The 24,090-nt window shown below is 59.9% G+C and carries 20 protein-coding genes and 2 tRNA genes; 15 read left to right on the forward strand and 7 right to left on the reverse strand.

From position 1 onward, the window contains the following. Nucleotides 1-48: 48 nt before the first annotated feature. Both LOY68_RS02710 and LOY68_RS02715 read right to left on the reverse strand, forming a co-directional pair. A complete protein-coding gene (locus tag LOY68_RS02710; protein ID WP_265042712.1) occupies nucleotides 49-1,614 on the reverse strand; it encodes an ABC transporter permease in 1,566 nt (521 codons plus the stop codon). Next, nucleotides 1,614-2,624, reverse strand: a complete 1,011-nt coding sequence (locus LOY68_RS02715) for an extracellular solute-binding protein (RefSeq protein WP_054053374.1) — start codon at nucleotides 2,622-2,624, stop codon at nucleotides 1,614-1,616. The genes LOY68_RS02710 and LOY68_RS02715 overlap by 1 nt, the downstream gene beginning before the upstream one ends. Nucleotides 2,625-2,738: 114 nt before the next feature. Between LOY68_RS02715 and LOY68_RS02720 the strand changes: the two genes are divergently transcribed. Continuing rightward, entirely contained in the window at nucleotides 2,739-2,945 is a 207-nt protein-coding gene (locus tag LOY68_RS02720) for a hypothetical protein (protein WP_265042714.1), read from the forward strand. 2 nt (nucleotides 2,946-2,947) lie between these two features. Here LOY68_RS02720 and LOY68_RS02725 read toward each other — a convergent pair. Together LOY68_RS02725 and LOY68_RS02730 are read right to left on the reverse strand one after the other, a co-directional pair. Continuing rightward, a tRNA-Leu gene (locus tag LOY68_RS02725) sits at nucleotides 2,948-3,034 on the reverse strand. A 166-nt stretch (nucleotides 3,035-3,200) separates the two neighbouring features. After that, nucleotides 3,201-3,287 (reverse strand) — tRNA-Leu (locus tag LOY68_RS02730). Nucleotides 3,288-3,513: 226 nt separating this feature from the next. Here LOY68_RS02730 and rnr point away from each other — a divergent pair. The 13 genes from rnr to LOY68_RS02800 all read left to right on the forward strand — a co-directional run bounded on the left by rnr (nucleotide 3,514) and on the right by LOY68_RS02800 (nucleotide 21,375). Further along, complete coding sequence (rnr, locus tag LOY68_RS02735; RefSeq protein ID WP_265042716.1) at nucleotides 3,514-6,147, forward strand: ribonuclease R; 2,634 nt, start codon at nucleotides 3,514-3,516, stop codon at nucleotides 6,145-6,147. After that, nucleotides 6,144-6,905, forward strand: coding sequence for a 23S rRNA (guanosine(2251)-2'-O)-methyltransferase RlmB (gene rlmB, locus LOY68_RS02740; protein WP_054044102.1), 762 nt, complete (start codon nucleotides 6,144-6,146; stop codon nucleotides 6,903-6,905). Before rnr ends, rlmB begins: the two co-directional genes overlap by 4 nt. 329 nt (nucleotides 6,906-7,234) lie before the next feature. Beyond that, nucleotides 7,235-7,657 carry a 30S ribosomal protein S6 gene (rpsF, locus tag LOY68_RS02745; protein WP_007939579.1) on the forward strand — a complete coding sequence of 141 codons (423 nt, stop codon included), beginning with the start codon at nucleotides 7,235-7,237 and terminating at the stop codon, nucleotides 7,655-7,657. Between the two features lie 28 nt (nucleotides 7,658-7,685). Continuing rightward, nucleotides 7,686-7,916 carry a 30S ribosomal protein S18 gene (gene rpsR, locus LOY68_RS02750; protein ID WP_002551829.1) on the forward strand — a complete coding sequence of 77 codons (231 nt, stop codon included), beginning with the start codon at nucleotides 7,686-7,688 and terminating at the stop codon, nucleotides 7,914-7,916. Nucleotides 7,917-7,952: 36 nt separating this feature from the next. Further along, a complete protein-coding gene (locus LOY68_RS02755) occupies nucleotides 7,953-8,846 on the forward strand; it encodes a hypothetical protein (RefSeq protein WP_054044101.1) in 894 nt (297 codons plus the stop codon). Nucleotides 8,847-8,865: 19 nt separating this feature from the next. Next, on the forward strand, nucleotides 8,866-9,312 hold the full coding sequence (rplI, locus tag LOY68_RS02760) for a 50S ribosomal protein L9 (RefSeq protein ID WP_054044100.1): 447 nt from the start codon (nucleotides 8,866-8,868) through the stop codon (nucleotides 9,310-9,312). 120 nt (nucleotides 9,313-9,432) lie between these two features. Next, nucleotides 9,433-10,827 carry a replicative DNA helicase gene (gene dnaB, locus LOY68_RS02765; RefSeq protein ID WP_054044099.1) on the forward strand — a complete coding sequence of 465 codons (1,395 nt, stop codon included), beginning with the start codon at nucleotides 9,433-9,435 and terminating at the stop codon, nucleotides 10,825-10,827. Between the two features lie 201 nt (nucleotides 10,828-11,028). After that, the gene (locus tag LOY68_RS02775) at nucleotides 11,029-13,332 is read left to right on the forward strand and encodes a YgiQ family radical SAM protein (RefSeq protein ID WP_054044106.1); all 2,304 of its coding nucleotides are present in this window, start codon (nucleotides 11,029-11,031) and stop codon (nucleotides 13,330-13,332) included. 91 nt (nucleotides 13,333-13,423) lie between these two features. Next, nucleotides 13,424-13,945, forward strand: coding sequence for a hypothetical protein (locus LOY68_RS02780; RefSeq protein ID WP_265042722.1), 522 nt, complete (start codon nucleotides 13,424-13,426; stop codon nucleotides 13,943-13,945). Nucleotides 13,946-14,118: 173 nt separating this feature from the next. Beyond that, nucleotides 14,119-17,394, forward strand: coding sequence for a DUF2126 domain-containing protein (locus LOY68_RS02785; RefSeq protein ID WP_265042724.1), 3,276 nt, complete (start codon nucleotides 14,119-14,121; stop codon nucleotides 17,392-17,394). An 88-nt stretch (nucleotides 17,395-17,482) separates the two neighbouring features. Next, nucleotides 17,483-19,969 carry a circularly permuted type 2 ATP-grasp protein gene (locus LOY68_RS02790; protein WP_265042726.1) on the forward strand — a complete coding sequence of 829 codons (2,487 nt, stop codon included), beginning with the start codon at nucleotides 17,483-17,485 and terminating at the stop codon, nucleotides 19,967-19,969. Further along, on the forward strand, nucleotides 19,969-20,859 hold the full coding sequence (locus LOY68_RS02795) for a transglutaminase family protein (RefSeq protein ID WP_265042727.1): 891 nt from the start codon (nucleotides 19,969-19,971) through the stop codon (nucleotides 20,857-20,859). The genes LOY68_RS02790 and LOY68_RS02795 overlap by 1 nt, the downstream gene beginning before the upstream one ends. Nucleotides 20,860-20,997: 138 nt before the next feature. Continuing rightward, nucleotides 20,998-21,375 (forward strand): NUDIX hydrolase, encoded by a 378-nt coding sequence (locus tag LOY68_RS02800; RefSeq protein ID WP_265042729.1) that lies wholly within the window; start codon nucleotides 20,998-21,000, stop codon nucleotides 21,373-21,375. A gap of 73 nt (nucleotides 21,376-21,448) precedes the next feature. On the opposite strand, the gene LOY68_RS02805 is transcribed toward LOY68_RS02800, so the two are convergent. Both LOY68_RS02805 and LOY68_RS02810 read right to left on the reverse strand, forming a co-directional pair. Further along, a complete protein-coding gene (locus LOY68_RS02805) occupies nucleotides 21,449-21,640 on the reverse strand; it encodes a hypothetical protein (protein ID WP_163908026.1) in 192 nt (63 codons plus the stop codon). A 68-nt stretch (nucleotides 21,641-21,708) separates the two neighbouring features. After that, on the reverse strand, nucleotides 21,709-22,296 hold the full coding sequence (locus LOY68_RS02810; protein WP_054044093.1) for a TIGR00730 family Rossman fold protein: 588 nt from the start codon (nucleotides 22,294-22,296) through the stop codon (nucleotides 21,709-21,711). Between the two features lie 343 nt (nucleotides 22,297-22,639). On the opposite strand from LOY68_RS02810, the gene azu reads away from it, so the two are divergent. After that, nucleotides 22,640-23,086, forward strand: a complete 447-nt coding sequence (azu, locus tag LOY68_RS02815) for an azurin (RefSeq protein ID WP_265042732.1) — start codon at nucleotides 22,640-22,642, stop codon at nucleotides 23,084-23,086. A 176-nt stretch (nucleotides 23,087-23,262) separates the two neighbouring features. On the opposite strand, the gene nadE is transcribed toward azu, so the two are convergent. Next, complete coding sequence (gene nadE / locus LOY68_RS02820; RefSeq protein WP_054044091.1) at nucleotides 23,263-24,090, reverse strand: ammonia-dependent NAD(+) synthetase; 828 nt, start codon at nucleotides 24,088-24,090, stop codon at nucleotides 23,263-23,265.

Here is a 24,090-nt window from a genome sequence, read left to right on the forward strand (position 1 = left end):
CATTGGTCACGCGACCCCTGTAGGAGCGAGGCTTGCCCGCGAAGCTTTTCAGCGGCTCAAATACATCCGCGTCGTCAACAGATAAACCGGCAACCCCGACACCAAAATCAACAACGCCGCATAAGGCGCCGCCGCCGCAAACTCCACGTTCGCGGTATGCGCCCAGACTTCCGTAGCCAGCGTATTCAACCCGGTCGGGCTCAGCAGCAACGTCGCCGTCAATTCCTTCATCGCAGCCAGAAACACCAGCGCAAACGCCGCGCCCAATGCCGGGAAGATAATCGGCAAGGTCACCCGGCAAAACGCACTGAACGACGACGCACCCAGTGTGCGAGCCGCCTCTTCCAGCTGTGGCGCCGCCTTGTTCAGAGCTGTGCGAATCGGTGCCTGAGCAAGCGGCAGGAACAACAGTGCGTAAGCGATCAGCAACAACATCGACGTCTGGTACAGCGCCGGCACATAGTGCAGGGCGAAATACACCAGGGTCAGCGCAATCACCAGGCCTGGCAGCGCATGCAGCAGATACGGCAAACGCTCGGCCCAGATCGCCAGTTGGCCTTTGTAGCGCACCACCAGCAACCCAACCGGCACTGCCAGAATCAGGCACAGCGCCGCGCCGCCCAACGACAGTGCCAGTGACGACAGCAAAGCCTCGCTGATCGCTGCCACCGGGAGCGCGGCCGATGAGCCGACCGCCAACCAGTACGCCAGCATCCCTAGCGGAATCCCGCTGCCGATGATTGCCAGTGCCAGGCAATAAACCTGTCCGGCGGCAGCCCAAGGTCCGAGACGAACCTGTTCTGCATGCCGCGCCGCACCCTGACCAGTACGCACGTGCCGACCTTTGCCGCGCACGCGCAATTCCAGCCACAACAGCACCAGACACAGAGCCAGCAGCACCGCCGACAGCATTGCGGCATTGGCGTTGCTGAATTCCAGCTCGAACTGTTGATAGATCGCGGTAGTGAAGGTTTGCAGGCCGATGATCGACAGCGCGCCGAACTCCACCAGCATGTGCAGCGCAATCAGCAGCGAGCCAGCCAAAAGCGATGGCCAGAGCAACGGCAGGGTGATCCTGAAAAACACGCCCCAGCGATTCTGCCCCAGGGTGCGGGCGGACTCTTCCAGTGATGGATCAAGATTGCGCAGGGTCGCCGCCACCGGCAGAAACACCAGCGGATACTTGGACAGGGTCATCACTATAATCGCCCCGCCCAAACCTTCGAAATGCGCGCTCAAGGAAACCCAGGTGAAGCTGCTGACAAACGCCGGCACAGCGAACGGCAAGCACAGGATCACGCCCCACAGGCGCCGTCCCTTCAGATTGCTGCGCTCCAGCAGCCAAGCCAGCGACAAACCGATCACGCCACACGCCACGGTGACGCCGACCATCAGCGACAGCGTGTTGCGCAGCAGGCCAAACACATATGGCCGCCACAACAGGTGCAATGCTTCCGCCCAGCCTGCTTGCCAGGTCTTGAGCCCAACATACGCCAGCGGCAACAGGCTGAGGACAACCAGCAGTAATACCGGCAACAACAACCAGATTGACGGCCGCTTGCGCCTTGGCACGTAACCCCCGCGCGCGGCGGGGGCGGATAGCGATGCGCTCATCAGTTCAAGCCAACGTCACGTTCCAGGTCCAGGGCTTCTTCGGCATTGCCGAGATCGGCCGGGGTGACTTTCGGCGCTTCGAGTTCGCTGAACGGCTTGAGCCCGCGATCCGATTCCATGCCTTTGTGCAGCGGATATTCGGCGGTGGTCTGGGTGATCACACGCTGGCCTTCTTCGCTGGCCATGTAGGCGAGAAATTGCTGGGCTTCTTTTGGATGTTTGCTGGATTTCAGCACGGCAGCGCTGGAAACCGTAATCAAGCCGCCGACGTCGCCGCCGGTGAAGTAATGCAGTTTCGAGTCGAGCTGGCCTTTTTCACGCTGCAAGGCAAACCAGTAGTAGTTGTTCACCAGCACCGTGGCGACTTCGCCGTTTTCCACGGCTTTCAGTGCCACCATGTTGTTGCTGTAGACCTTGCCGAAAGCACGCAGGCCGGTCAGCCATTCTTCGGCAGCGTCCATGCCATGGGTCTTGATGATCGCCACAGCCTGTTCCTGGAAGGCGCCGCTGGTAGGCACGAAGCCGACCTTGCCTTGCCATTTAGGATCGGAGAATTCCATGACTGACTTCGGCAGGTCTTTTTCGTCGATCAGTTTCGGGTTGAAAGCGACCACGCGGACCCGGGCAGTGATGCCGATCCAGGTGCCGTTGCCGGCGACGTAATCTTTCGGCAGGACGGCGAGGGTGGCGGCGTCGGTCTGGGCCAACAGGCCTTGTTCGCCGAGTTTGTTCAGCGGCGGCGACTCTTCGGTGTAGATCACGTCGGCAGGGGAGCGATCACCTTCTTCGACGACCTGGCTGGCGAGCTGGTTGCTGCTGCCCTTGCGCACATTGACGTGAATCCCGGTCTTGGCTTCGAAGGCTTTGGCGACAGCATCGCCGACTTCCTTGTGCTGGCCGTTATACAGCGTCAGGGAAACCGGGTCGGCGGCTTGGGTGAGGGGAGTGGCGAGGGCCAGGCCGAGAAGGGTGAAGGTCAGGCTTCGGCGCAGGGTATTTCGAAACATCATTCGCAGGGTTCCTCACTGTCGCATTGCAAAAACTTGCAACAATGATAAACGATATTGTTTCTCAAGTGCGCTTTGAGGGAGGGACAGGGCGCTGCTAGCGCGGTCTCGGGCACAATGCTGACCCCCGTAGGAGCTGCCGAAGGCTGCGATCTTTTGATCTTGATTGTTGGTGGAGCTGAAATCGTTGCAGATCAAAAGATCGCAGCCTTCGGCAGCTCCTACAGGGGCGGGCATAGGCGCCATGGGGTTTTTAAAAGCCAGAAACGCAAAAACCCGCTTTCGCGGGTTTTTGTGAAATTCCAGATCGACTCTGAAATTTGAATTGGTGCCCAGAAGAAGACTCGAACTTCCACGACCTTGCGGTCACCAGCACCTGAAGCTGGCGTGTCTACCAATTTCACCATCTGGGCAGTATCAGCAACGTTGCCGCTGTTGATGTGGCGCACTATACGGAGAGCTTTTTAATCTGTAAACCCCTGATTTGGTTTTAATAAATCAGAAGCCCTGAATGCAAAAAACCCGCTTTCGCGGGTTTTTGTGTGAGCCTTGAAATTGATCTAATCTCAAGCTCGAAATTGGTGCCCAGAAGAAGACTCGAACTTCCACGACCTTGCGGTCACCAGCACCTGAAGCTGGCGTGTCTACCAATTTCACCATCTGGGCAGTATCGGTAACGCTAGTGCGTCGTCGATGGCGCGCACTATACGGAGCGTCTTTTTAACTGTAAACCCCTGCCACCAAAAAAACCTGGAAAATTTCGCCAATGGCATTTAATTCGGTTTCTCGGTGTCGATAAAGGGCTTTAGATGGGCTGTCACAGTCTGAAATTTCCCGTTTCATTACGCCTATGCCAAACTAACCCGCATATAGACAAGGTGAAAACTCTCTAATGGCCGATTGGCAGTCCCTCGATCCCGAGGCCGCTCGTGAAGCGGAAAAATATGAAAACCCTATTCCTAGCCGCGAACTGATCCTTCAGCACCTTGCTGATCGAGGTTCGCCTGCTAACCGCGAGCAGCTGGTCGAGGAGTTTGGTCTTACCACAGAAGACCAGATCGAAGCCCTGCGTCGCCGCCTGCGCGCCATGGAGCGCGACGCTCAACTCATCTATACCCGTCGCGGCACGTATGCGCCGGTGGACAAGCTCGACCTGATCCTGGGCCGCATCAGCGGTCACCGTGACGGCTTCGGCTTCCTGGTCCCGGACGACGGCAGTGACGATCTGTTCATGAGCCCGGCGCAAATGCGTCTGGTGTTCGACGGCGACCGTGCCCTGGCGCGTGTTTCCGGCCTTGACCGTCGCGGTCGCCGCGAAGGCATGATCGTCGAAGTCGTGTCCCGTGCCCACGAGACCATCGTCGGCCGCTACTTCGAAGAAGGCGGTATCGGCTTCGTCGTCGCGGATAACCCGAAGATCCAGCAAGAAGTGCTGGTCACCCCGGGCCGCAACGCCAACGCGCAGATTGGTCAGTTCGTCGAAGTGAAGATCACTCACTGGCCGACGCCACGCTTCCAGCCGCAAGGCGACGTGGTTGAAGTCGTGGGTAACTACATGGCGCCGGGCATGGAAATCGATGTCGCCCTGCGCGCGTACGATATCCCGCACGTATGGCCTGAGGCGGTGTTGAAAGAAGCCGCCAAGCTCAAGCCTGAAGTCGAAGAGAAAGACAAAGAGAAGCGCATCGACCTGCGCCATCTGCCGTTCGTGACCATCGACGGTGAAGATGCGCGCGACTTCGATGACGCGGTTTACTGCGAATCCAAGCCAGGCAAGCTGCGCCTGTTCTCCGGTGGCTGGAAGTTGTACGTGGCGATTGCCGACGTCTCCAGCTACGTGAAGATTGGTTCGGCGCTGGACAACGAATCCCAGGTTCGCGGCAACTCGGTGTACTTCCCCGAGCGCGTAGTGCCGATGCTCCCTGAGCAGTTGTCCAATGGCCTGTGCTCGCTGAATCCGCACGTCGATCGCCTGGCCATGGTTTGCGAGATGACCATCTCCAAATCCGGCGAGATGACCGACTACTGCTTCTACGAAGCGGTGATTCACTCCCATGCTCGCCTGACCTACAACAAAGTCAGCGCGATGCTCGAAACGCCGAAACTTACCGAAGCACGTCAGCTTCGCGGCGAGTACACCGACGTTCTGCCACACCTCAAGCAGCTTTACGCACTGTACAAAGTGCTGCTGGGCGCTCGTCACGTGCGTGGCGCGATCGATTTCGAAACCCAGGAAACCCGGATCATCTTCGGCACCGAGCGCAAGATCGCCGAAATCCGTCCGACCGTTCGTAACGATGCGCACAAGCTGATCGAGGAATGCATGCTGGCGGCCAACGTGGCCACTGCTGAATTCCTGAAGAAGCACGAAATTCCTGCGCTGTATCGCGTGCACAACGGTCCGCCACCGGAGCGTCTGGAAAAACTGCGCGCCTTCCTTGGCGAGCTCGGCCTGTCCCTGCACAAAGGCAAGGACGGCCCGTCGCCGAAGGATTACCAGGCGTTGCTGGCGAGCATCAAGGACCGTCCGGATTTCCATCTGATCCAGACCGTCATGTTGCGTTCGTTGAGCCAAGCGGTGTATAGCGCTGATAACCAGGGCCACTTCGGCCTGAATTACGAAGCCTATACCCACTTCACCTCGCCGATCCGCCGCTACCCGGACTTGCTCACGCACCGGGCGATCCGCAGCGTTATCCACTCCAAGCAAGACACCCCGCACGTTCGCCGTGCCGGTGCGATGACCATTCCGAAGGCGCGGATTTATCCGTACGACGAAGCGGCCCTGGAGCAACTCGGCGAGCAGTGCTCGATGAGCGAGCGCCGTGCCGACGAAGCGACCCGCGACGTGGTGAACTGGCTCAAGTGCGAGTTCATGAAAGATCGCGTGGGCGAATCGTTCCCGGGTGTGATCACCGCCGTGACCGGTTTCGGCCTGTTCGTCGAACTGACCGACATCTACGTCGAAGGCCTGGTGCATGTCACCGCGCTGCCGGGCGACTACTACCACTTCGATCCTGTGCATCACCGCCTCGCCGGTGAGCGTACCGGTCGCAGCTTCCGCCTCGGCGACACCGTTGAAGTGCGCGTGATGCGCGTCGACCTCGACGAACGCAAGATCGACTTCGAGATGGCTGAAAAGACCATCAGCGCGCCGATCGGTCGCAAGAAGCGCGGCAACGAAAGGGCTGAGCCAGCCGCCAGGACTGCAGCTAAAACTGCCGCAGAACCGGCCCCGGCGAAAACCGGTCGTCGTCCTGCCAAGGAAAAAGCGCCCGAAGCTTATCGCCCGAGCGATGCGGCGGCGAAAAACGCCGAGCTGCGTAAAAGTCGTGAACTGAAACAGGCGTTGCTGTCTGAAGCGAAAAGCGGCGGTAAAGCGGCGTCTGGGGGAAAGACCGGACGGTCGGCGCCTGACAAGGCTCCCGGCAGCAAGCCGAGCAAACACCGTAAAGGCCCGCCAAAATCGGGCTCGGCTCCAGCTGCCAAAAGCGGCGGGGCGCGTAAACCTAAGGCCAAGTCATGAGTCAGTTGGAAAAAATCTACGGCGTGCATGCGGTAGAAGCGTTGTTGCGTCACCACCCAAAACGCGTCAAGCAGATCTGGTTAGCTGAAGGCCGCAGCGATCCGCGGGTTCAGACGTTGATCCAGCTGGCAAACGACAATCGTGTGCCTGTCGGCAACGCCGAGCGTCGCGAGCTGGATGCCTGGGTCGAAGGCGTGCACCAAGGCGTGGTCGCGGACGTGAGTCCGAGCCAGGTCTGGGGCGAGGCGATGCTCGACGAGCTGCTCGATCGCTCCGAAGGCGCACCGCTGCTGCTGGTGCTCGACGGCGTGACCGATCCGCACAACCTCGGCGCTTGCCTGCGTTCGGCCGATGCGGCCGGCGCGCTGGCGGTGATCGTGCCGAAAGACAAGTCGGCCACCCTGACCCCGACGGTACGTAAAGTGGCCTGCGGTGCGGCGGAAGTGATTCCGTTGGTTGCCGTGACCAACCTGGCGCGCACCCTGGAAAAACTCAAGCAGCGTGGCTTGTGGGTCGTCGGTACGGCGGGCGAGGCTGAGCAGAGCCTGTATCAGCATGACATGACCGGCCCGACCATCCTGATCATGGGCGCGGAAGGCAGCGGCATGCGTCGTCTGACTCGTGATCTGTGCGACTACCTGGTGCACTTGCCGATGGCCGGCAGCGTCAGCAGCCTCAACGTTTCCGTGGCGACTGGCGTCTGTCTGTTCGAAGCCCAGCGCCAGCGCAGCGTTAAAGCCGCCACCAAAAAGTCCTGACACTACGCAGGACCCGTGGGACCCGTAGGAGCTGTCGAGTGAAACGAGGCTGCGATCTTTTGATGTTGTTTTTTAAGAGCAAGATCAAAAGATCGCAGCCTCGTTTCACTCGACAGCTCCTACAGCTCCTACAGGTGTTCGGAATTGAGTCCAGGTGATTGTTCAAATAATCACCAATTGCCTTGCACCTCTCCTGTCCCTTCTCTACAATTGCGCCCCTTGCTGTGACGGCAGGCACGCATGTGTCTATCGCAAGCAAGTCCATAAGTGTCATTCACTCCTTGTCTGACCGCTTTTGAGCGGCAGGCTACAACCCGTAAGGAGCATTCATGCGTCATTACGAAATCATCTTTTTGGTCCACCCGGATCAAAGCGAGCAAGTCGGCGGCATGGTAGAGCGTTACACCAAGCTGATCGAAGAAGACGGCGGCAAAATCCACCGTCTGGAAGATTGGGGCCGTCGTCAACTGGCCTACGCAATCAACAATGTTCACAAGGCTCACTACGTGATGCTGAACGTTGAATGCACTGGCAAGGCCCTGGCCGAGCTGGAAGACAACTTCCGCTACAACGATGCAGTGATCCGTAACCTGGTCATCCGTCGCGAAGAAGCCGTTACCGGCCAATCCGAGATGCTCAAGGCTGAAGAAAACCGCAGTGAGCGCCGTGAGCGTCGCGACCGTCCTGAGCACTCCGACGCCGAAGGCGTTGACAGTGATGACAGCGACAACAGCGATAACGCTGACGAGTAATCCACGGACCTTTTGAGGAGCCTATTACATGGCACGTTTCTTCCGTCGTCGTAAATTCTGCCGCTTCACCGCTGAAGACGTGAAAGAGATCGATTACAAAGATCTCAACACCCTGAAAGCATACGTATCCGAGACCGGCAAAATCGTTCCAAGCCGTATCACCGGTACCAAAGCTCGTTATCAGCGTCAGCTGGCCACCGCTATCAAGCGCGCCCGCTTCCTGGCCCTGCTGGCCTACACCGACAGCCACGGCCGCTGAGACCGGGCAGTCGACACGTAGCAAAGGATTGAATGCATGCGCGCCATAGCTGAGTTCATCATGCGCGGCCGTGTGCAGGCCACTCTGGTAGTGGCTGGATGCGCGACATTGCCGTTGTTGTATTGGTTGGGTGCTGCCGCTGGATGCCTTGTGCTCCTGCGGCGCGGATTGAAGGACGCCATTGGCGTACTTGCTCTGGGACTGCTGCCGGCCTTGGTCTGGTGGCTTTACTCCGATGACCCACGGGCACTTCTGGTGCTGCTGGGGTCTTCGAGCCTTGCGTTGGTTTTGCGCGCAAGCGAGTCCTGGAACCGCGTGCTGCTGGTCAGCATAGCGATGGGAGTGGTGTTTGCAGTGGTGCTGGGGACAGCTTTTGCTCCCCAAATCGAGATGCTGGCGCAGGCCTTGATAAAGGTCATGCCGTCGCTACTCGGTGATGTCTACCAGAAGTTGTCGGTAGATGAGCAAGCGCGTTTCGCGTCCCTGATTGCACCGGTCCTGACCGGCCTGATTGCGGCCTTGTTGCAAATCGTCAGTGTGCTGAGCCTGCTTGTCGGGCGCTACTGGCAGGCGTTGTTGTACAACCCGGGTGGATTTGGTCGCGAGTTTCGCGCCATCCGATTCCCGCTGGGGCTGGCGATGTTACTGCTGGCGTTCATGCTGCTGGGGCCGAACTTCGGTTCCCAGTTGGCGATGTTGACGCCGTTGTGCAGTGTACCGCTGGTATTCGCCGGGCTGGCCCTGATTCACGGGCTGGTGGCGCAAAAGCGACTGGGCCGATTCTGGCTGGTCGGGTTGTACGTAACGCTGTTGCTGTTCATGCAGCTGATCTATCCGTTGCTGGTGGTCTTGGCCATCGTCGACAGCCTGATTGATTTTCGCGGTCGTCTGCAGTCGAAAGACGCCGATAACGCGAACGGTGAAGGTTAAAAGTTAAGAGGATTTTCACATGCAACTGATCCTTCTGGAAAAAGTCACCAACCTGGGCAACCTGGGTGACAAAGTGAACGTTAAGGCTGGTTACGGTCGTAACTACCTGCTGCCTTACGGCAAAGCTACCGCTGCGACCGCTGCCAACGTGGCTGCGTTCGAAGAGCGTCGCGCTGAGCTGGAAAAAGCCGCAGCAGACCGCAAAACTTCGGCTGAAAACCGCGCCGCCCAACTGGCTGAGCTGGAAGTGACTATCACTGCCACCGCCGGTGACGAAGGCAAGCTGTTCGGTTCGATCGGTACTCACGACATCGCTGATGCACTGACCGCCTCTGGCGTTGAAGTTGCAAAAAGCGAAGTTCGTCTGCCGAACGGCACTATCCGTAACGTAGGTGAATTCGACGTAGCCGTGCACCTGCACGCCGAAGTTGAAGCCACCGTACGCGTTGTCGTGGTAGCAGCTTAAGCAGCACTTGTCGGCTGGCACCCTCGGGTGCTTGCCGGTAACATCGGGCACGATCCTGTTTACAGGTCGTGCCCTTTGTCTTTCTGTAATCCCTGCTTTTCATAAAATAACCAAGTGGCCATGAACGATATCTCCGCTCCTGAGCAATACGATCTGCAAACTGCTGCCCTGAAGGTGCCGCCGCATTCCATCGAGGCCGAACAGGCCGTGCTCGGTGGTTTGATGCTGGACAACAACGCCTGGGAACGCGTGCTCGATCAAGTATCGGACGGCGATTTCTATCGACATGACCACCGCCTGATCTTCCGTGCGATCGCCAAACTGGCGGACATGAACTCGCCAATCGACGTCGTGACCCTGGCCGAGCAATTGGACAAGGAAGGTCAGACCTCGCAAGTGGGTGGCCTCGGTTACCTCGGCGAACTGGCAAAAAACACGCCGTCCGTCGCCAACATCAAGGCGTATGCCCAGATCGTCCGTGCGCGGGCGACCTTGCGCCAACTGATCGGCATCGCCAGCGAGATTGCCGACAGCGCCTTCAACCCGGAAGGCCGCACCGCTGAAGAAATTCTCGACGAAGCCGAACGACAGATCTTCCAGATCGCCGAGGCCCGGCCAAAAACCGGCGGCCCGGTGAGCGTGAATGACCTGCTGACCAAGGCCATCGACCGCATCGACACTTTGTTCAACACCGACAACGCCATCACTGGCCTGTCCACCGGCTACACCGACCTCGACGGGATGACCAGCGGCCTGCAGCCGTCCGACCTGATCATCGTCGCCGGCCGTCCGTCCATGGGTAAAACCACCTTTGCGATGAACCTGGTGGAAAACGCGGTGTTGCGCAGCGATAAGTGCGTCCTGGTCTACTCGCTGGAGATGCCAGGTGAATCGCTGATCATGCGTATGTTGTCGTCCCTGGGCCGTATCGACCAGACCAAGGTCCGGGCCGGTCGCCTCGACGACGACGATTGGCCGCGCCTGACCTCGGCGGTCAACCTGCTCAACGATCGCAAGTTGTTCATCGACGATACGGCGGGCATCAGCCCTTCGGAGATGCGCGCGCGGACCCGGCGCCTGGTGCGTGAGCATGGCGATGTCGCCCTGATCATGATCGACTACCTGCAATTGATGCAGATTCCAGGCTCCGGCGGCGACAACCGGACCAACGAGATTTCCGAAATCTCCCGTTCCTTGAAAGCCCTGGCCAAGGAATTCAATTGCCCGGTGGTGGCGCTCTCGCAGCTCAACCGCTCCCTGGAGCAACGGCCGAACAAACGCCCGATCAACTCCGACCTCCGGGAATCCGGGGCGATCGAGCAGGATGCTGACGTAATCATGTTCGTGTACCGGGATGAGGTGTATCACCCGGAAACCGAGCACAAGGGCATCGCCGAGATCATCATCGGTAAGCAGCGGAACGGTCCGATCGGTACGTCGCGACTGGCGTTTATCGGTAAATACACCCGATTCGAAAACCTCGCGCCGGGTAGCTACAACTTCGACGACGAGTAATTTACCTGTGGGAGCGGGCTTGCTCGCGAAAGCGGTATCACATTCACTCTATTTGCTGAATGACACACCGCTTTCGCGAGCAAGCCCGCTCCCACAGGGGTTGCGCGCAATTTCCGACCATAGCCGTCGGAATTGGTTATTTTTTGTGCTATATTCCGCGCCCGCGAAATTCAATGAAAGCCAACACCGGTTATCGACATGATGCAAGCAGCCAAGCCGTTATTTGACTATCCCAAGTACTGGGCCGAATGTTTCGGGCCAGCGCCATTCCTGCCCATGAGCAGGGAGGAGATGGATCAGCTCGGCTGGGATTCCTGCGACATCATCATCGTCACCGGCGATGCGTATGTTGACCATCCGTCGTTCGGCATGGCGATCATCGGCCGGCTGCTGGAGTCGCAAGGCTTCCGCGTCGGGATCATTGCCCAGCCGAACTGGCAGTCCAAAGACGACTTCATGAAGCTCGGCGAGCCGAACCTGTTCTTCGGTGTCGCGGCCGGCAACATGGACTCGATGATCAACCGCTACACCGCTGACAAGAAAATCCGTTCCGATGACGCCTACACCCCTGGTGGCCTGGCGGGCAAACGTCCGGATCGCGCGAGCCTGGTCTACAGCCAGCGCTGCAAGGAAGCCTATAAAAACGTGCCGATCGTCCTCGGTGGCATCGAAGCTTCCCTGCGCCGCATCGCCCACTACGATTACTGGCAGGACCGGGTACGCAACTCGATCCTGATCGACGCCAGCGCCGACATTCTGCTGTACGGCAACGCCGAGCGTGCGATTGTCGAAGTCGCCCAGCGTCTGTCCTACGGTCACAAGATCGAAGACATCACCGACGTGCGCGGCACCGCGTTCATCCGTCGTGACACGCCGAAAGACTGGTACGAAGTCGATTCCACGCGCATCGACCGTCCGGGCAAGGTCGACAAGATCATCAACCCGTACGTGAATACCCAGGACACCCAGGCCTGCGCCATCGAGCAGGAAAAGGGGCCGCTTGACGATCCGGAAGAAGCCAAAGTCGTTCAGATCCTGGCTAGCCCGAAGATGACGCGTGACAAGACTGTGATTCGTCTGCCGTCGGTTGAGAAAGTCCGTGGCGACGCCGTTCTTTATGCTCACGCCAACCGCGTGCTTCACCTCGAAACCAACCCGGGCAACGCCCGTGCGCTGGTGCAGAAGCATGGCGAAGTCGACGTCTGGTTCAACCCGCCGCCGATTCCGATGACCACCGAGGAAATGGACTACGTGTTCGGCATGCCTTACGCACGGATTCCGCATCCGGCGTACGGCAAGGAAAAAATCCCGGCCTACGACATGATCCGTTTCTCGGTGAATATCATGCGTGGCTGCTTCGGCGGCTGCACGTTCTGCTCGATCACCGAGCACGAAGGCCGGATCATCCAGAACCGTTCCGAAGAGTCGATCATTCGCGAAATCGAAGAGATCCGCGACAAGGTGCCAGGCTTCACCGGCGTCATTTCCGACCTCGGCGGCCCGACCGCAAACATGTACCGCATCGCCTGCAAGAGCCCGGAAATCGAATCCGCGTGCCGCAAGCCATCGTGCGTGTTCCCTGGCATCTGCCCGAATTTGAATACCGACCACTCGTCGCTGATCCAGCTGTATCGCAGCGCCCGTGCCTTGCCGGGTGTGAAGAAGATCCTGATTGCTTCCGGCCTGCGCTACGACCTCGCGGTCGAGTCGCCGGAATACGTCAAGGAGCTGGTGACCCACCACGTCGGTGGCTACCTGAAGATCGCCCCGGAACACACCGAGGAAGGTCCGCTCAACCAGATGATGAAACCGGGCATTGGCAGCTATGACAAGTTCAAGCGCATGTTCGAGAAATATTCCAAGGAAGCCGGGAAAGAGCAGTACCTGATTCCGTACTTCATCGCCGCCCACCCGGGCACCACCGACGAAGACATGATGAATCTGGCCCTGTGGCTCAAGGGCAACGGTTTCCGCGCCGACCAGGTGCAGGCGTTCTACCCGTCTCCGATGGCCACCGCCACCGCGATGTACCACTCGGGCAAGAACCCGCTGCGCAAGGTCACTTACAAGAGCGACGCCGTGACCATCGTCAAGAGCGAAGAGCAGCGTCGCCTGCACAAGGCGTTCTTGCGTTACCACGACCCGAAAGGCTGGCCAATGCTGCGTGAAGCGCTGACCCGCATGGGCCGCGCCGACCTGATCGGGCCGGGCAAGAACCAGTTGATCCCGCTGCATCAGCCGGCGACCGACAGCTACCAGAGCGCCCGTCGCAAGAACTCGACGCCGGCTGGCAGCCATAAAGTGGCAGGCGAGAAGACCACCAAGATCCTGACCCAGCACACCGGCCTGCCGCCGCGTGCCAGCGATGGTGGCAACCCGTGGGACAAGCGTGAACAAGCCAAGGCTGCGGCGTTCGCCCGCAACCAGCAAGCTGCCAAGGAGCGTAAGGACGCGGCCAAAGGCAAAGGGCCAAAGCCTGCGCGCAAGCCGGTTGTGCCGCGCTAAGCTTCGCCAGCTCTGACAAAACGCCAACCTTCGGGTTGGCGTTTTTTTGTCTGCTGATCGTTCCAGCCTTTCAATTTCAAGGAAGAAATCCATGGCTCGCCGCAAGAAATCCCCATCGCAACAACAACTGACTGCCGACAAGCTCATGCAGTTGAAATTCGCCCATTGGCTGGCCTGGCAACCTTATGCGAGGCGTTACGGGTGGATTCATGTGGCGGTCATGATGATGACGATTTTCGCCATGTCGTTGACCGGCACGGTGTTCGGCGAGGTATTTTTCCCACGGGATTATCCGATGATGGAGAACATCCTGATCGGCATGATGGGCGGGTGTTTGCTGATGTCAGGGTGTTTCATCGCGTTGATTCGTGGTTACCCCAAAGCGGTCTGGGGTTTGTTCTGCATGCTGGTGTTCTGCCTGTCGAGCACATTGCTGGCGATGCTCGAAGCAAGCCATGTGGGGTTTACCTGTATCCCGGCGGTTCCGTCGCTGATCGGCTTGTACTTGATGAGCAAGCGTCGATATCAGCGCGCGATTCTGGTGTTGCAGGTGGGCGCCCGCATCCGTCAGCGGATCAAGCGTCTTGAAGCCAGCCTGAAACCCCATCGGTGAACCCCGGCAGTCATGCCTTGCGACATTTGCGTGCAATCCCCTCCAACCAAATTCCCGCGTCGCCCGATTTTGGTGCTGTACTGCCTTAAGCAATCTATGAAAGCGCCAGCGCTGCGCGATGGCATAAGTCTTGCGCGCTGTCGAATACGCTTAAGGCTCGCAGGAGGCACGCCGTGTCGATTCATGTCGCATTGCATCACGTCACGCATTACCGCTACGACCGCGCCGTCGAGCTCGGTCCGCAGATCGTTCGCCTGCGCCCGGCAGCCCACAGTCGCACGCGGATTTTGTCCTATGCGCTGAAAGTCTCGCCCGAGCAGCATTTCATCAACTGGCAGCAAGACCCCCAGGGCAACTACCTGGCGCGCCTGGTGTTCCCGGAGAAAACCGATGAGCTGCGGATCGAAGTCGATCTGCTGGCGGAAATGGCGGTGTTCAATCCGTTCGATTTCTTCCTTGAACCCTACGCGGAAAAGATCCCGTTCACCTATGCCGCTGACGAGCGCAAGGAACTGGCGCCGTACCTGGAAACCTTGCCCCTGACGCCGAAGTTCAAGGCCTATCTGGACGGCATCGACCGCACGCCGCTGCCCAGCGTGGATTTCCTCGTCGCGCTCAACCAGCGCCTGAGCGAAGACATCGGTTACCTGATCCGCATGGAGCCCGGTGTTCAAACCCCCGAACACACCCTTGAACACGCCTCCGGCTCCTGCCGCGATTCAGCCTGGCTGCTGGTGCAATTGCTGCGCAACCTCGGGCTGGCGGCGCGTTTCGTCTCTGGCTACCTGATCCAGCTCACCGCCGACGTCAAAAGCCTCGACGGTCCCTCGGGCACCGAAGTGGACTTCACCGACCTGCACGCCTGGTGCGAGGTCTACTTGCCCGGCGCCGGCTGGATCGGCCTGGACGCGACGTCAGGGCTGTTTGCCGGTGAAGGACACATTCCGTTGGCCTGTAGTCCCGATCCGGGCTCTGCGGCACCGATCAGTGGCTTGGTGGAACCGTGCGAGTGTGAATTCACCCACGAAATGTCCGTGGAGCGGATTTGGGAGGCGCCACGGGTCACAAAGCCCTACACCGAAGACCAGTGGCTGGCGATCCAGGCGCTGGGTCGGCAGATCGATGCCGACCTGCTGGAAGGCGATGTGCGCCTGACCATGGGCGGCGAACCGACCTTTGTTTCTATCGATGATCCCGACGGCGCGGAATGGAACACTGCCGCGCTCGGCCCGGACAAACGTCGGCTGTCTGCCGAACTGTTCCAGCGCATGCGCAAGCACTACGCGCCCAAAGGGCTGGTGCATTTCGGCCAGGGCAAGTGGTATCCCGGCGAACAACTGCCACGTTGGTCGCTGAACTGCTACTGGCGTCGGGACGGCGTGCCGATCTGGCACAACAGCGCGCTGATCGCCGATGAGCAGGAAGACTACGGCGCCGATGGTGAACTGGCCGGGCGTTTTCTAGCGAGTGTCGCTGAACGCTTGAAAATTCCGACACGCTTTGTGTTCCCGGCCTACGAAGACAATTTCTATTACCTCTGGCGCGAAGGCAATTTGCCGCTGAACGTCAGCGCCGAAGACTCACGGCTGGAAGAACCGTTGGAGCGTGCGCGTCTGCGCAAAGTGTTCGGCCAAGGCCTGGACAAAGTCATCGGCCAGGTCTTGCCGCTGGCCCGCACCGCCAAGGGTGATCAGTGGCAGAGCGGTCGCTGGTATCTGCGCGATGAACATTGCCGGTTGGTGCCGGGGGATTCGGCGCTGGGTTATCGCTTGCCGCTAGGGTCGCAGCCTTGGGTGAAAGCCGCGGAATATCCGTTCATCTACCCTAACGACCCGAACCAGGAGTTCCCCGCGCTTCCCGACACTCAGCAGCTGAACAGTCCAGGCACGCCTGCGGAAGCGATTGAACGGGATATTGAGATCGACGAATCCGCCGATTGGCTGACCCGCACCGCGTTTTGTGCCGAAGCGCGGGACGGCCGTTTGTACCTGTTCATGCCGCCACTGGAGCGGGTCGAGGATTACCTGGAACTGGTCACCGCCATCGAGGCCACCGCGCAGGAACTGCATTGCCCGGTGTTGCTTGAAGGCTATGAACCGCCGAGCGATCCGCGCCTGAGCAACTTCCGCATCACCCCGGATCCGGGCGTGATCGAGGTCAACGTGCAGCCGTCCGCCACGTGGGACGAGCTGGTTGAGCGCACCGAGTTTCTCTACGAAGAAGCGCGCCAGACTCGCCTGACCACTGAAAAATTCATGATCGATGGCCGGCACACTGGCACTGGCGGCGGTAACCATTTCGTACTGGGTGGCGCCACACCGGCGGATTCACCGTTCCTGCGGCGTCCGGACTTGCTGCGCAGCCTGATCAGTTATTGGCATAACCACCCGTCATTGTCCTACCTGTTTTCCGGGCTGTTCATCGGCCCGACGTCCCAGGCGCCACGGGTGGACGAGGCGCGCAACGACTCGTTGTATGAACTGGAAATCGCCTTCGCACAGATGCCGAAACCGGGGGAAGAGTGCGCGCCGTGGCTGGTGGATCGGTTGTTGCGCAACCTGTTGATCGATGTCACCGGCAACACTCATCGCGCCGAATTCTGCGTCGACAAACTCTATTCGCCGGACGGCGCCACCGGGCGTCTCGGGCTGCTGGAACTGCGCGCCTTTGAAATGCCGCCCCATGCGCGCATGAGCCTGGCGCAGCAATTGTTGCTGCGGGCGTTGGTGGCGCGGTTCTGGCGCGAGCCTTATGCTCCGCCGAAACTGGCACGCTGGGGCACCGAGCTGCACGATCGTTTCCTGTTGCCGCACTTTATCGAGCAGGATTTCGCCGATGTGATCGTCGATCTCAACGCTGCCGGTTACCCGGTGCGCGCCGAGTGGTTTGCCGCGCATCTGGAATTCCGCTTTCCCAAGGTCGGCGATTACGCCGTCAGTGGCATCGAGCTGGAAGTGCGCCAGGCCTTGGAGCCTTGGCATGTGCTGGGCGAGGAGGGCGCGGTCGGTGGCACGGTGCGTTATGTGGATTCGTCCCTGGAGCGCTTGCAGGTCAAAGTCACCGGCCTGGCGCCGCAACGTTATCTGCTGACCTGCAATGGCATTCCGGTGCCGTTGCAGCCGACCGGTCGGGTCGGCGAGTTCGTCGCGGGCGTGCGGTTCCGCGCCTGGCAACCGTTCAACTGCCTGCAACCGACCATCCCGGTCCACGCGCCACTGGTGTTCGACCTGCTCGATACCTGGATGGAGCGATCGCTGGGTGGCTGTCAGTACCACGTCGCCCATCCGGGCGGGCGCAACTACGACAGCCTGCCGGTGAACGCCAACGAAGCGGAGAGCCGGCGAATGGCGCGTTTCTTCCGAATCGGACACACCCCTGGGAAACTTCCTATACCGAACGTGACGATTAACGACGAGCTGCCGATGACACTCGATTTGCGACGTTTCTAAGCCCTACACGACGCTCGGATTTTTCGTATATCCGAGCGTCATGAGCCTGCGTTAGTCTGACCGTTCTTTGCTGTCTGCCGAGCTTTCCATGCCTGACCTGCTTGACCGCTACCCGCTGACGGCGGGCACTTATCACGAACTGCTCGACGACAGCGGCGCGGTGCGCCCGCACTGGCGTCGGCTGTTTGACCAATTGCAGCGCAGCACCCCGACGCAACTGGTGCAGCGCCAGGCGTTGCTGACCCGGCAAATCCAAGAAAACGGCGTGACCTACAACGTCTACGCCGACCCCAAGGGCGCCGATCGTCCATGGGAACTGGACCTGTTGCCCCATGTGATCGCTGCCGATGAGTGGCAGCAACTGTCCGCCGGGATTGCCCAGCGGGCGCGCTTGCTCAACGCGGTACTGGCGGACCTGTATGGCCCACAGCGTCTGATCGCCGAAGGGCTGCTGCCGGCCGAACTGGTGTTCGGGCACAACAATTTCCTGTGGCCGTGTCAGGGCATTTCTCCACCTGACGGCGCCTTTCTGCACCTGTACGCCGTGGATCTGGCGCGCACCCCGGACGGTCGCTGGTGGGTGACGGCGGACCGGACCCAGGCGCCGTCCGGTGCCGGTTATGCGCTGGAAAACCGCACCATCGTGTCCCGGGCCTTTCCCGAGTTGTACCGCGATTTGAAGGTGCAGCACCTGGCAGGGTTCTTCCGTACGTTGCAGGAAACTTTGGCCCGTCAGGCGCCGAGTGACGATGAAGCGCCGCTGATCGTGCTGCTGACGCCGGGGCGGTTCAACGAAAGCTATTTCGAACATTTGTATCTGGCGCGCCAGCTCGGTTATCCGCTGGTGGAGGGCGGCGACCTGACGGTGCGCGATGCCACCGTCTATCTGAAAACCCTGAGCGGCCTGCGCCGAGTGCACGCGATCATGCGTCGCCTCGACGATGACTTCTGCGACCCGCTGGAACTGCGCACCGACTCGGCGCTCGGCGTACCGGGTTTGCTGGAGGCCGTACGCCAAGGTCGGGTGCTGGTCGCCAATGCCCTGGGCAGCGGCGTACTGGAATCGCCGGGGCTGCTGGGCTTCCTGCCAAGGATCAATCAATTCCTGTTCGGCGAAGAACTGATCCTGCCGTCCATTGCGACCTGGTGGTGCGGTGAAGCGCCGGTGCTCGCCCAGGCCTTGGAGAAGTTGCCGGAATTGCTGATCAAACCGGCATTCCCGTCCCAGAGCTTCGCCCCGGTGTTTGGCCGTGATCTGAATGAAAAACAGCGTCAGGCGCTGGCTGAGCGCATGCAGGCGCGGCCTTACGCTTATGTCGCGCAAGAACTGGCGCAGCTGTCCCAGGCGCCGATCTGGCAGGCCGAGGACGGACAACTGCAACCCCGGGCCATCGGCATGCGCGTGTACGCGGTGGCCAGTCGTGATGGCTATCGGGTATTGCCCGGCGGCCTGACCCGAGTCGCCGCCGAGGCTGACGCCGAAGTGGTGTCGATGCAGCGCGGTGGAGCGAGCAAGGACACTTGGGTGCTGGGTGAACGGGCGCCAAGCGGCGAACAATGGAAAACCCAGCGCACCATCGGCGTTCATGATCTGGTGCGGCGCGATCCGTATCTGCCGTCGCGGGTTGTAGAGAATCTATTCTGGTTTGGTCGTTACTGTGAGCGTTGCGATGACAGTGCGCGGTTGCTGCGGGTCATGCTGGCGCGTTACGTCGATGGCGATGATCCGCAAGCACTGGAAGCGGCTGTGGACCTCGGCGAACGCTTGAATCTGTTGCCCGAGGAAGGTGAGTTGCCGGAGCGTTTGCTGGCGGCGTTGCTCGGCGATGACTGGCCGTTCAGCCTGCGTTCCAATCTGCAACGGCTGCAGTGGGCGGCCTCGCAAGTGCGCGGCAAGCTCTCCCGGGAAAACTGGCAGGCGCTGGTCGAATTGCAGCGCGAGGCCATGGAACTGGAAACCGAAGAGCCGGATTTCGGCGAGTTACTGGACTTCCTCAACCGCTTGGTGATGTCCCTGGCGGCGCTGTCCGGGTTTGCCCTGGACGACATGACCCGGGACGAAGGCTGGCGTTTCCTGATGATCGGCCGGCGCATCGAGCGTTTGCAGTTTCTCAGCAGCAGCCTCGCGGCATTCCTGCGCGGTGCTGGCGCCTTCGATCAGGCCGGGCTGGAGTGGCTGCTGGAACTGGGCAACAGCAGCATCACCTACCGCTCACGCTATCTGGCGGTGGCGCAGTTGATTCCGGTGCTCGACCTGTTGCTGCTGGATGAGCAGAACCCGCACGCGGTGTTGTTCCAGTTGAAACTGGTGACCCGCACATTGAAGCGCCTGAACGACGATTTCGGTGCGCCGCGAGAGGCGGGTTTGCCACGGTTGGTGGAGCGCTTGATGCACTTCGATCTGGGCTGCCTGGAGAACTCGCTGTTTGGCGAGGCCAGCGTTCACGCAGCGGTCGAGGGCTTGGCCGATTTGCTCCAAGAAATCGCCGATGCCAGCGGCCAGGTCTCGGATCGCCTGGCCTTGCGCCATTTTGCCCATGTCGATGATGTCAGCCAGCGCACGGTGTCCGTCTGATGAATGCCCGTTACCAGATATTCCACGACACCCATTATCACTACGACAGCCCGGTGTCCCTGGCCCAGCAACTGGCACACCTGTGGCCGCGCCCCTGCACCTGGCAGCGCTGTACCGCGCAGGCGTTGCTGATCAGCCCGGACCCGACGACCCGTCGTGATGAGCTGGACGTGTTCGGCAATCCGCTGACCCGCCTGGCCTTCGAACGCCCCCACGATGAGCTGCTGGTGAATGCCGAACTCACCGTTGAAGTACTGGCCCGGCCGGTCCTGGATTTCAATCTGTCGCCTGCCTGGGAAGAAACCCGCAACGCGCTGACTTACAGCAGCCACCCGCTTTCACCTGAGCTGCTGGAAGCCTGTCGTTATCGTTTCGAATCTCCGTACGTGCATTTGAAGCGCAACTTCGTCGATTTCTCCGAAAGCTGTTTTCCTGCGGGACGGCCGCTGCTGCTGGGTGTCCAGGCGTTAATGGAGAAGATTTTCAGCGAGTTCACCTTCGATGCCGAGGCGACCCAGGTGGCCACGCCGCTGGTGGAAGTGCTGGAGCGTCGGCGTGGCGTCTGTCAGGACTTCGCGCACCTGATGCTCGCGTGCGTGCGCTCGCGCGGTCTGGCGGCGCGCTACATCAGTGGTTATCTGCTGACCCAGCCACCACCGGGCCAGCCGCGACTGATCGGCGCCGATGCGTCGCATGCCTGGGTGTCGGTGTTTTGCCCGGTGCTCGGTTGGGTGGATTTCGACCCGACCAACAATGTGCAACCGGCGCTGGAACACATCACCTTGGCCTGGGGCCGGGATTTTTCCGATGTGTCGCCGTTGCGTGGGGTGATCTTGGGGGGCGGCAATCATGACCCGGAGGTTCGAGTCACCGTGATGCCACTGGATTAACCGAGATCCCCTTGTGGGAGCGGGCTTGCTCGCGAATGCGGTGTGTCAGCCAAATTGATATCAACTGATACACCGCATTCGCGAGCAAGCCCGCTCCCACAGGATTGGATGGTGTGTCAGTGAAAAGGAGGAATTCCGATGTTCCCGGTTTCAATCAAAGGCGTCCTGCAATCCCCCGAAGGCCTTATCGTGCTGATGCTCAACGAGCGTGACGAATGGGAATTACCTGGCGGGCGAATCGAGCTGGGTGAGACGGCGCCGGACTGTCTGGCACGGGAAATCGCCGAGGAGCTGGACGTCGAAGTGGGGGTAGGAGAGCCGCTGGATTCGTATCTGTTCGAGGTGATCCCCGGCAAACACGTATTTATCTCGACCTACCGCTGCCAGTTGCTGGGCGGTTTTGTGCCGAAAGTCAGTCATGAACATAAAGAGATCGGGCTGTTTGATCCGGCGAATCTGCCGGCCAACTTGCCCAAGGGGTATCGCGATTCGATTCACAAAGCGTTGGGCCTGTGAGGGTCAGCAGCGGGGCTGCTGACCCTGGACACAGATCCGGTGAGCCTGATCAGATCATCGGGCCCTGAGGGGCTCAGGCGTCGGGCGCCTGATCTTTCGGTGCATCAACATCATCTTCTGCCGCCACTTCACCTTCTGCATCCGGGTTCAGTGCTGCTGCTTCTTCTTCAGCTGTAGCTTTCTTGCGCTGAAGCTTTTCCTCTTTCTTCTGCTCCTTGGCCAAGTCTCTCTGACGTTTGGCGAAGGAATAATTAGGTTTAGCCATGGGCGATCCTCTGGGGTCGAAGGTGAGGTTGAGCGGCGCATATTCTGCCCTGTATCGGTGCCTAGCCGTTAGCTGGGTTTTTGCTCGGCCCATTTTGGCAGGATCGAGGGTTGCCAGGCGTCCAGTGCATCGAGCAGGGTTTGCGGCGATTCGCTCACTTGCAGCATGTCACGGTGTGGTGCGCGAACGAAGCCTTCGCCGACGATATGATCAAGAAAAGCGGTCAATTGGCCATAGAAACCGTTTACTTCGAGCAAACCAAGCGGTTTTCCGTGGTAGCCGAGCTGACCCCAGGTCCAGACTTCGAACAGTTCTTCCAGAGTGCCGAGGCCGCCGGGCAGCGCAATAAACGCGTCGCTGAGTTCAGCCATCCGCGCCTTGCGCGCATGCATGCCGTCCACGACTTCAAGACGCGTCAGGCCGCTGTGACCGATTTCCTTGTCCTTGAGGCTTTGCGGGATGATCCCGATCACTTCGCCACCGGCCGCGAGTGCCGCATCGGCAACAATCCCCATCAGCCCGACGGCGCCGCCGCCATAGACCAGCGTCAGCTTGCGCTCGGCCAATGCTCGCCCGAGGGCGACAGCCGCTTCACGATAAGCCGGGTTGGTGCCGGTACTGGCACCGCAAAATACACAAACGGATGCGATAGACATGCCTTACTCCGTGGTCAGAATGGCCACAGAGTAAAGGCAGAAATCCGTCGATCCAAGGGTTAAACCTCGCGCTGAGGTGTTTCGTAAGTACCGCTGGCGCCACAGGCGTAGGCGGCGAGCAAACTGCGTAATAAGCTGTTGATGGACATGACAGGCGCTCCTTCCAAGTGATGAAGACTTGAGGATAGGGCCGACCCAGACGTCTGGCTGTTAGTTTGTTTCGATGAGTGTCATAGCCCGAAAGTTGTATACAATTTTTGACTCAGGTCATAGGAACTTGCGAAGTTTTCAGGCAGTCTTCTGTCCATTCGCGATTTTGTTAACCCTGCCTTGGAGATTCACCATGTTTGCAAAACTTGCTGCGGTATCCCTGCTTACACTGGCAAGCGCTCAGTTGATGGCTGCGGAGTGCAAGACCACCGTCGACTCCACTGACCAGATGTCCTTCAACACCAAAGCCATTGAAATCGACAAGAGCTGCAAGACCTTCACCGTCGAACTGACTCATTCGGGCAGCCTGCCGAAAAACGTCATGGGCCATAACTGGGTGCTGAGCAAAGAGGCTGACATGCAGCCGATCGCCACCGCAGGCCTGGCCGCCGGCATCGACAAGAACTACCTGCCGGAAGGCGATGCACGTGTGATCGCGCACACCAAGATCATCGGTGCCGGCGAGAAAGATTCGGTGACCTTCGACGTGTCGAAACTGGCGGCTGGCGAAAGCTACGGTTTCTTCTGCTCGTTCCCGGGCCACATCTCGATGATGAAAGGCACGGTTACCCTGAAGTAATCGAATCGCACGCATAAAAAAAGCGTCCACTTGGGACGCTTTTTTTGTGCCTGCCGAAAGACCGAGTCATCGTTCTTCGCGGGCAAGCCTCGCTCCTACAGGGGGGCTGTGAACGACACAAAACCCTGTAGGAGCGAGGCTTGCCCGCGAAGGCGTCGGCACGGACACCTCAGTAATCAAGGCGCAAACGGCATCACGCGCTTGTGATGGGTCTTTTTGTACGTATCACAGATGATCTTGAACGCTTCCTCACGCACCGGCTCGCCGTGCAGGAACGCATCGATCTCGGCATAGGTCACGCCATGCGACGCTTCGTCCGGTTTGCCCGGCGACAGGTCTTCAAGGTCGGCAGTCGGGATTTTTTCCACCAGCGATTCCGGCGCGCCGAAGCTGCGAGCAATCGACCGCACCTGGTTTTTCACCAGCCCGCTCAACGGGGCCAAATCGCAGGCACCGTCACCGAACTTGGTGAAGAAGCCCATTACCGCTTCCGCCGCGTGGTCAGTACCGATCACCAACCCGTGGGCTGCGCCAGCGATGGTGTACTGGGCGACCATGCGCATCCGCGCCTTGGTGTTGCCGAGCACGAAATCCACCGACACCGCGTGCTGGCCTTCGAAGGCCGCGACTTCACCGGCCAGGGATTTGACCGCCGGGCCGATGTTCACTGTGTGGCGTTCGTCCGGGGCGATGAAATCCACCGAGGCCTGGGCGTCGTGTTCATCGAATTGCGTCTCGTACGGCAGGCGCACGGCGATGAACTTGTAGCTGTCATCGCCGGTGCGGGTGCGCAGTTCACGCATGGCGCGCTGGGCCAGCAGGCCGGCGGTCAGGGAATCCACGCCGCCGCTGATGCCCAGCACCAGGGTCTTGAGTCCGGAATTGACCAGGCAATCCTGAATGAAGGTAATCCGCCGGGCGACTTCAGCCTCGAGGGCGGCCTGGTCGGCGAACGGCGGCTGGACGTTGAGCTGTTCAGCAATCTCACGCTGTTCGGCTTGCAT

Source organism: Pseudomonas sp. B21-053 (genome assembly GCF_026016365.1).
In the GTDB taxonomy this organism is placed as follows: Bacteria; Pseudomonadota; Gammaproteobacteria; order Pseudomonadales; family Pseudomonadaceae; genus Aquipseudomonas; species Aquipseudomonas nunensis.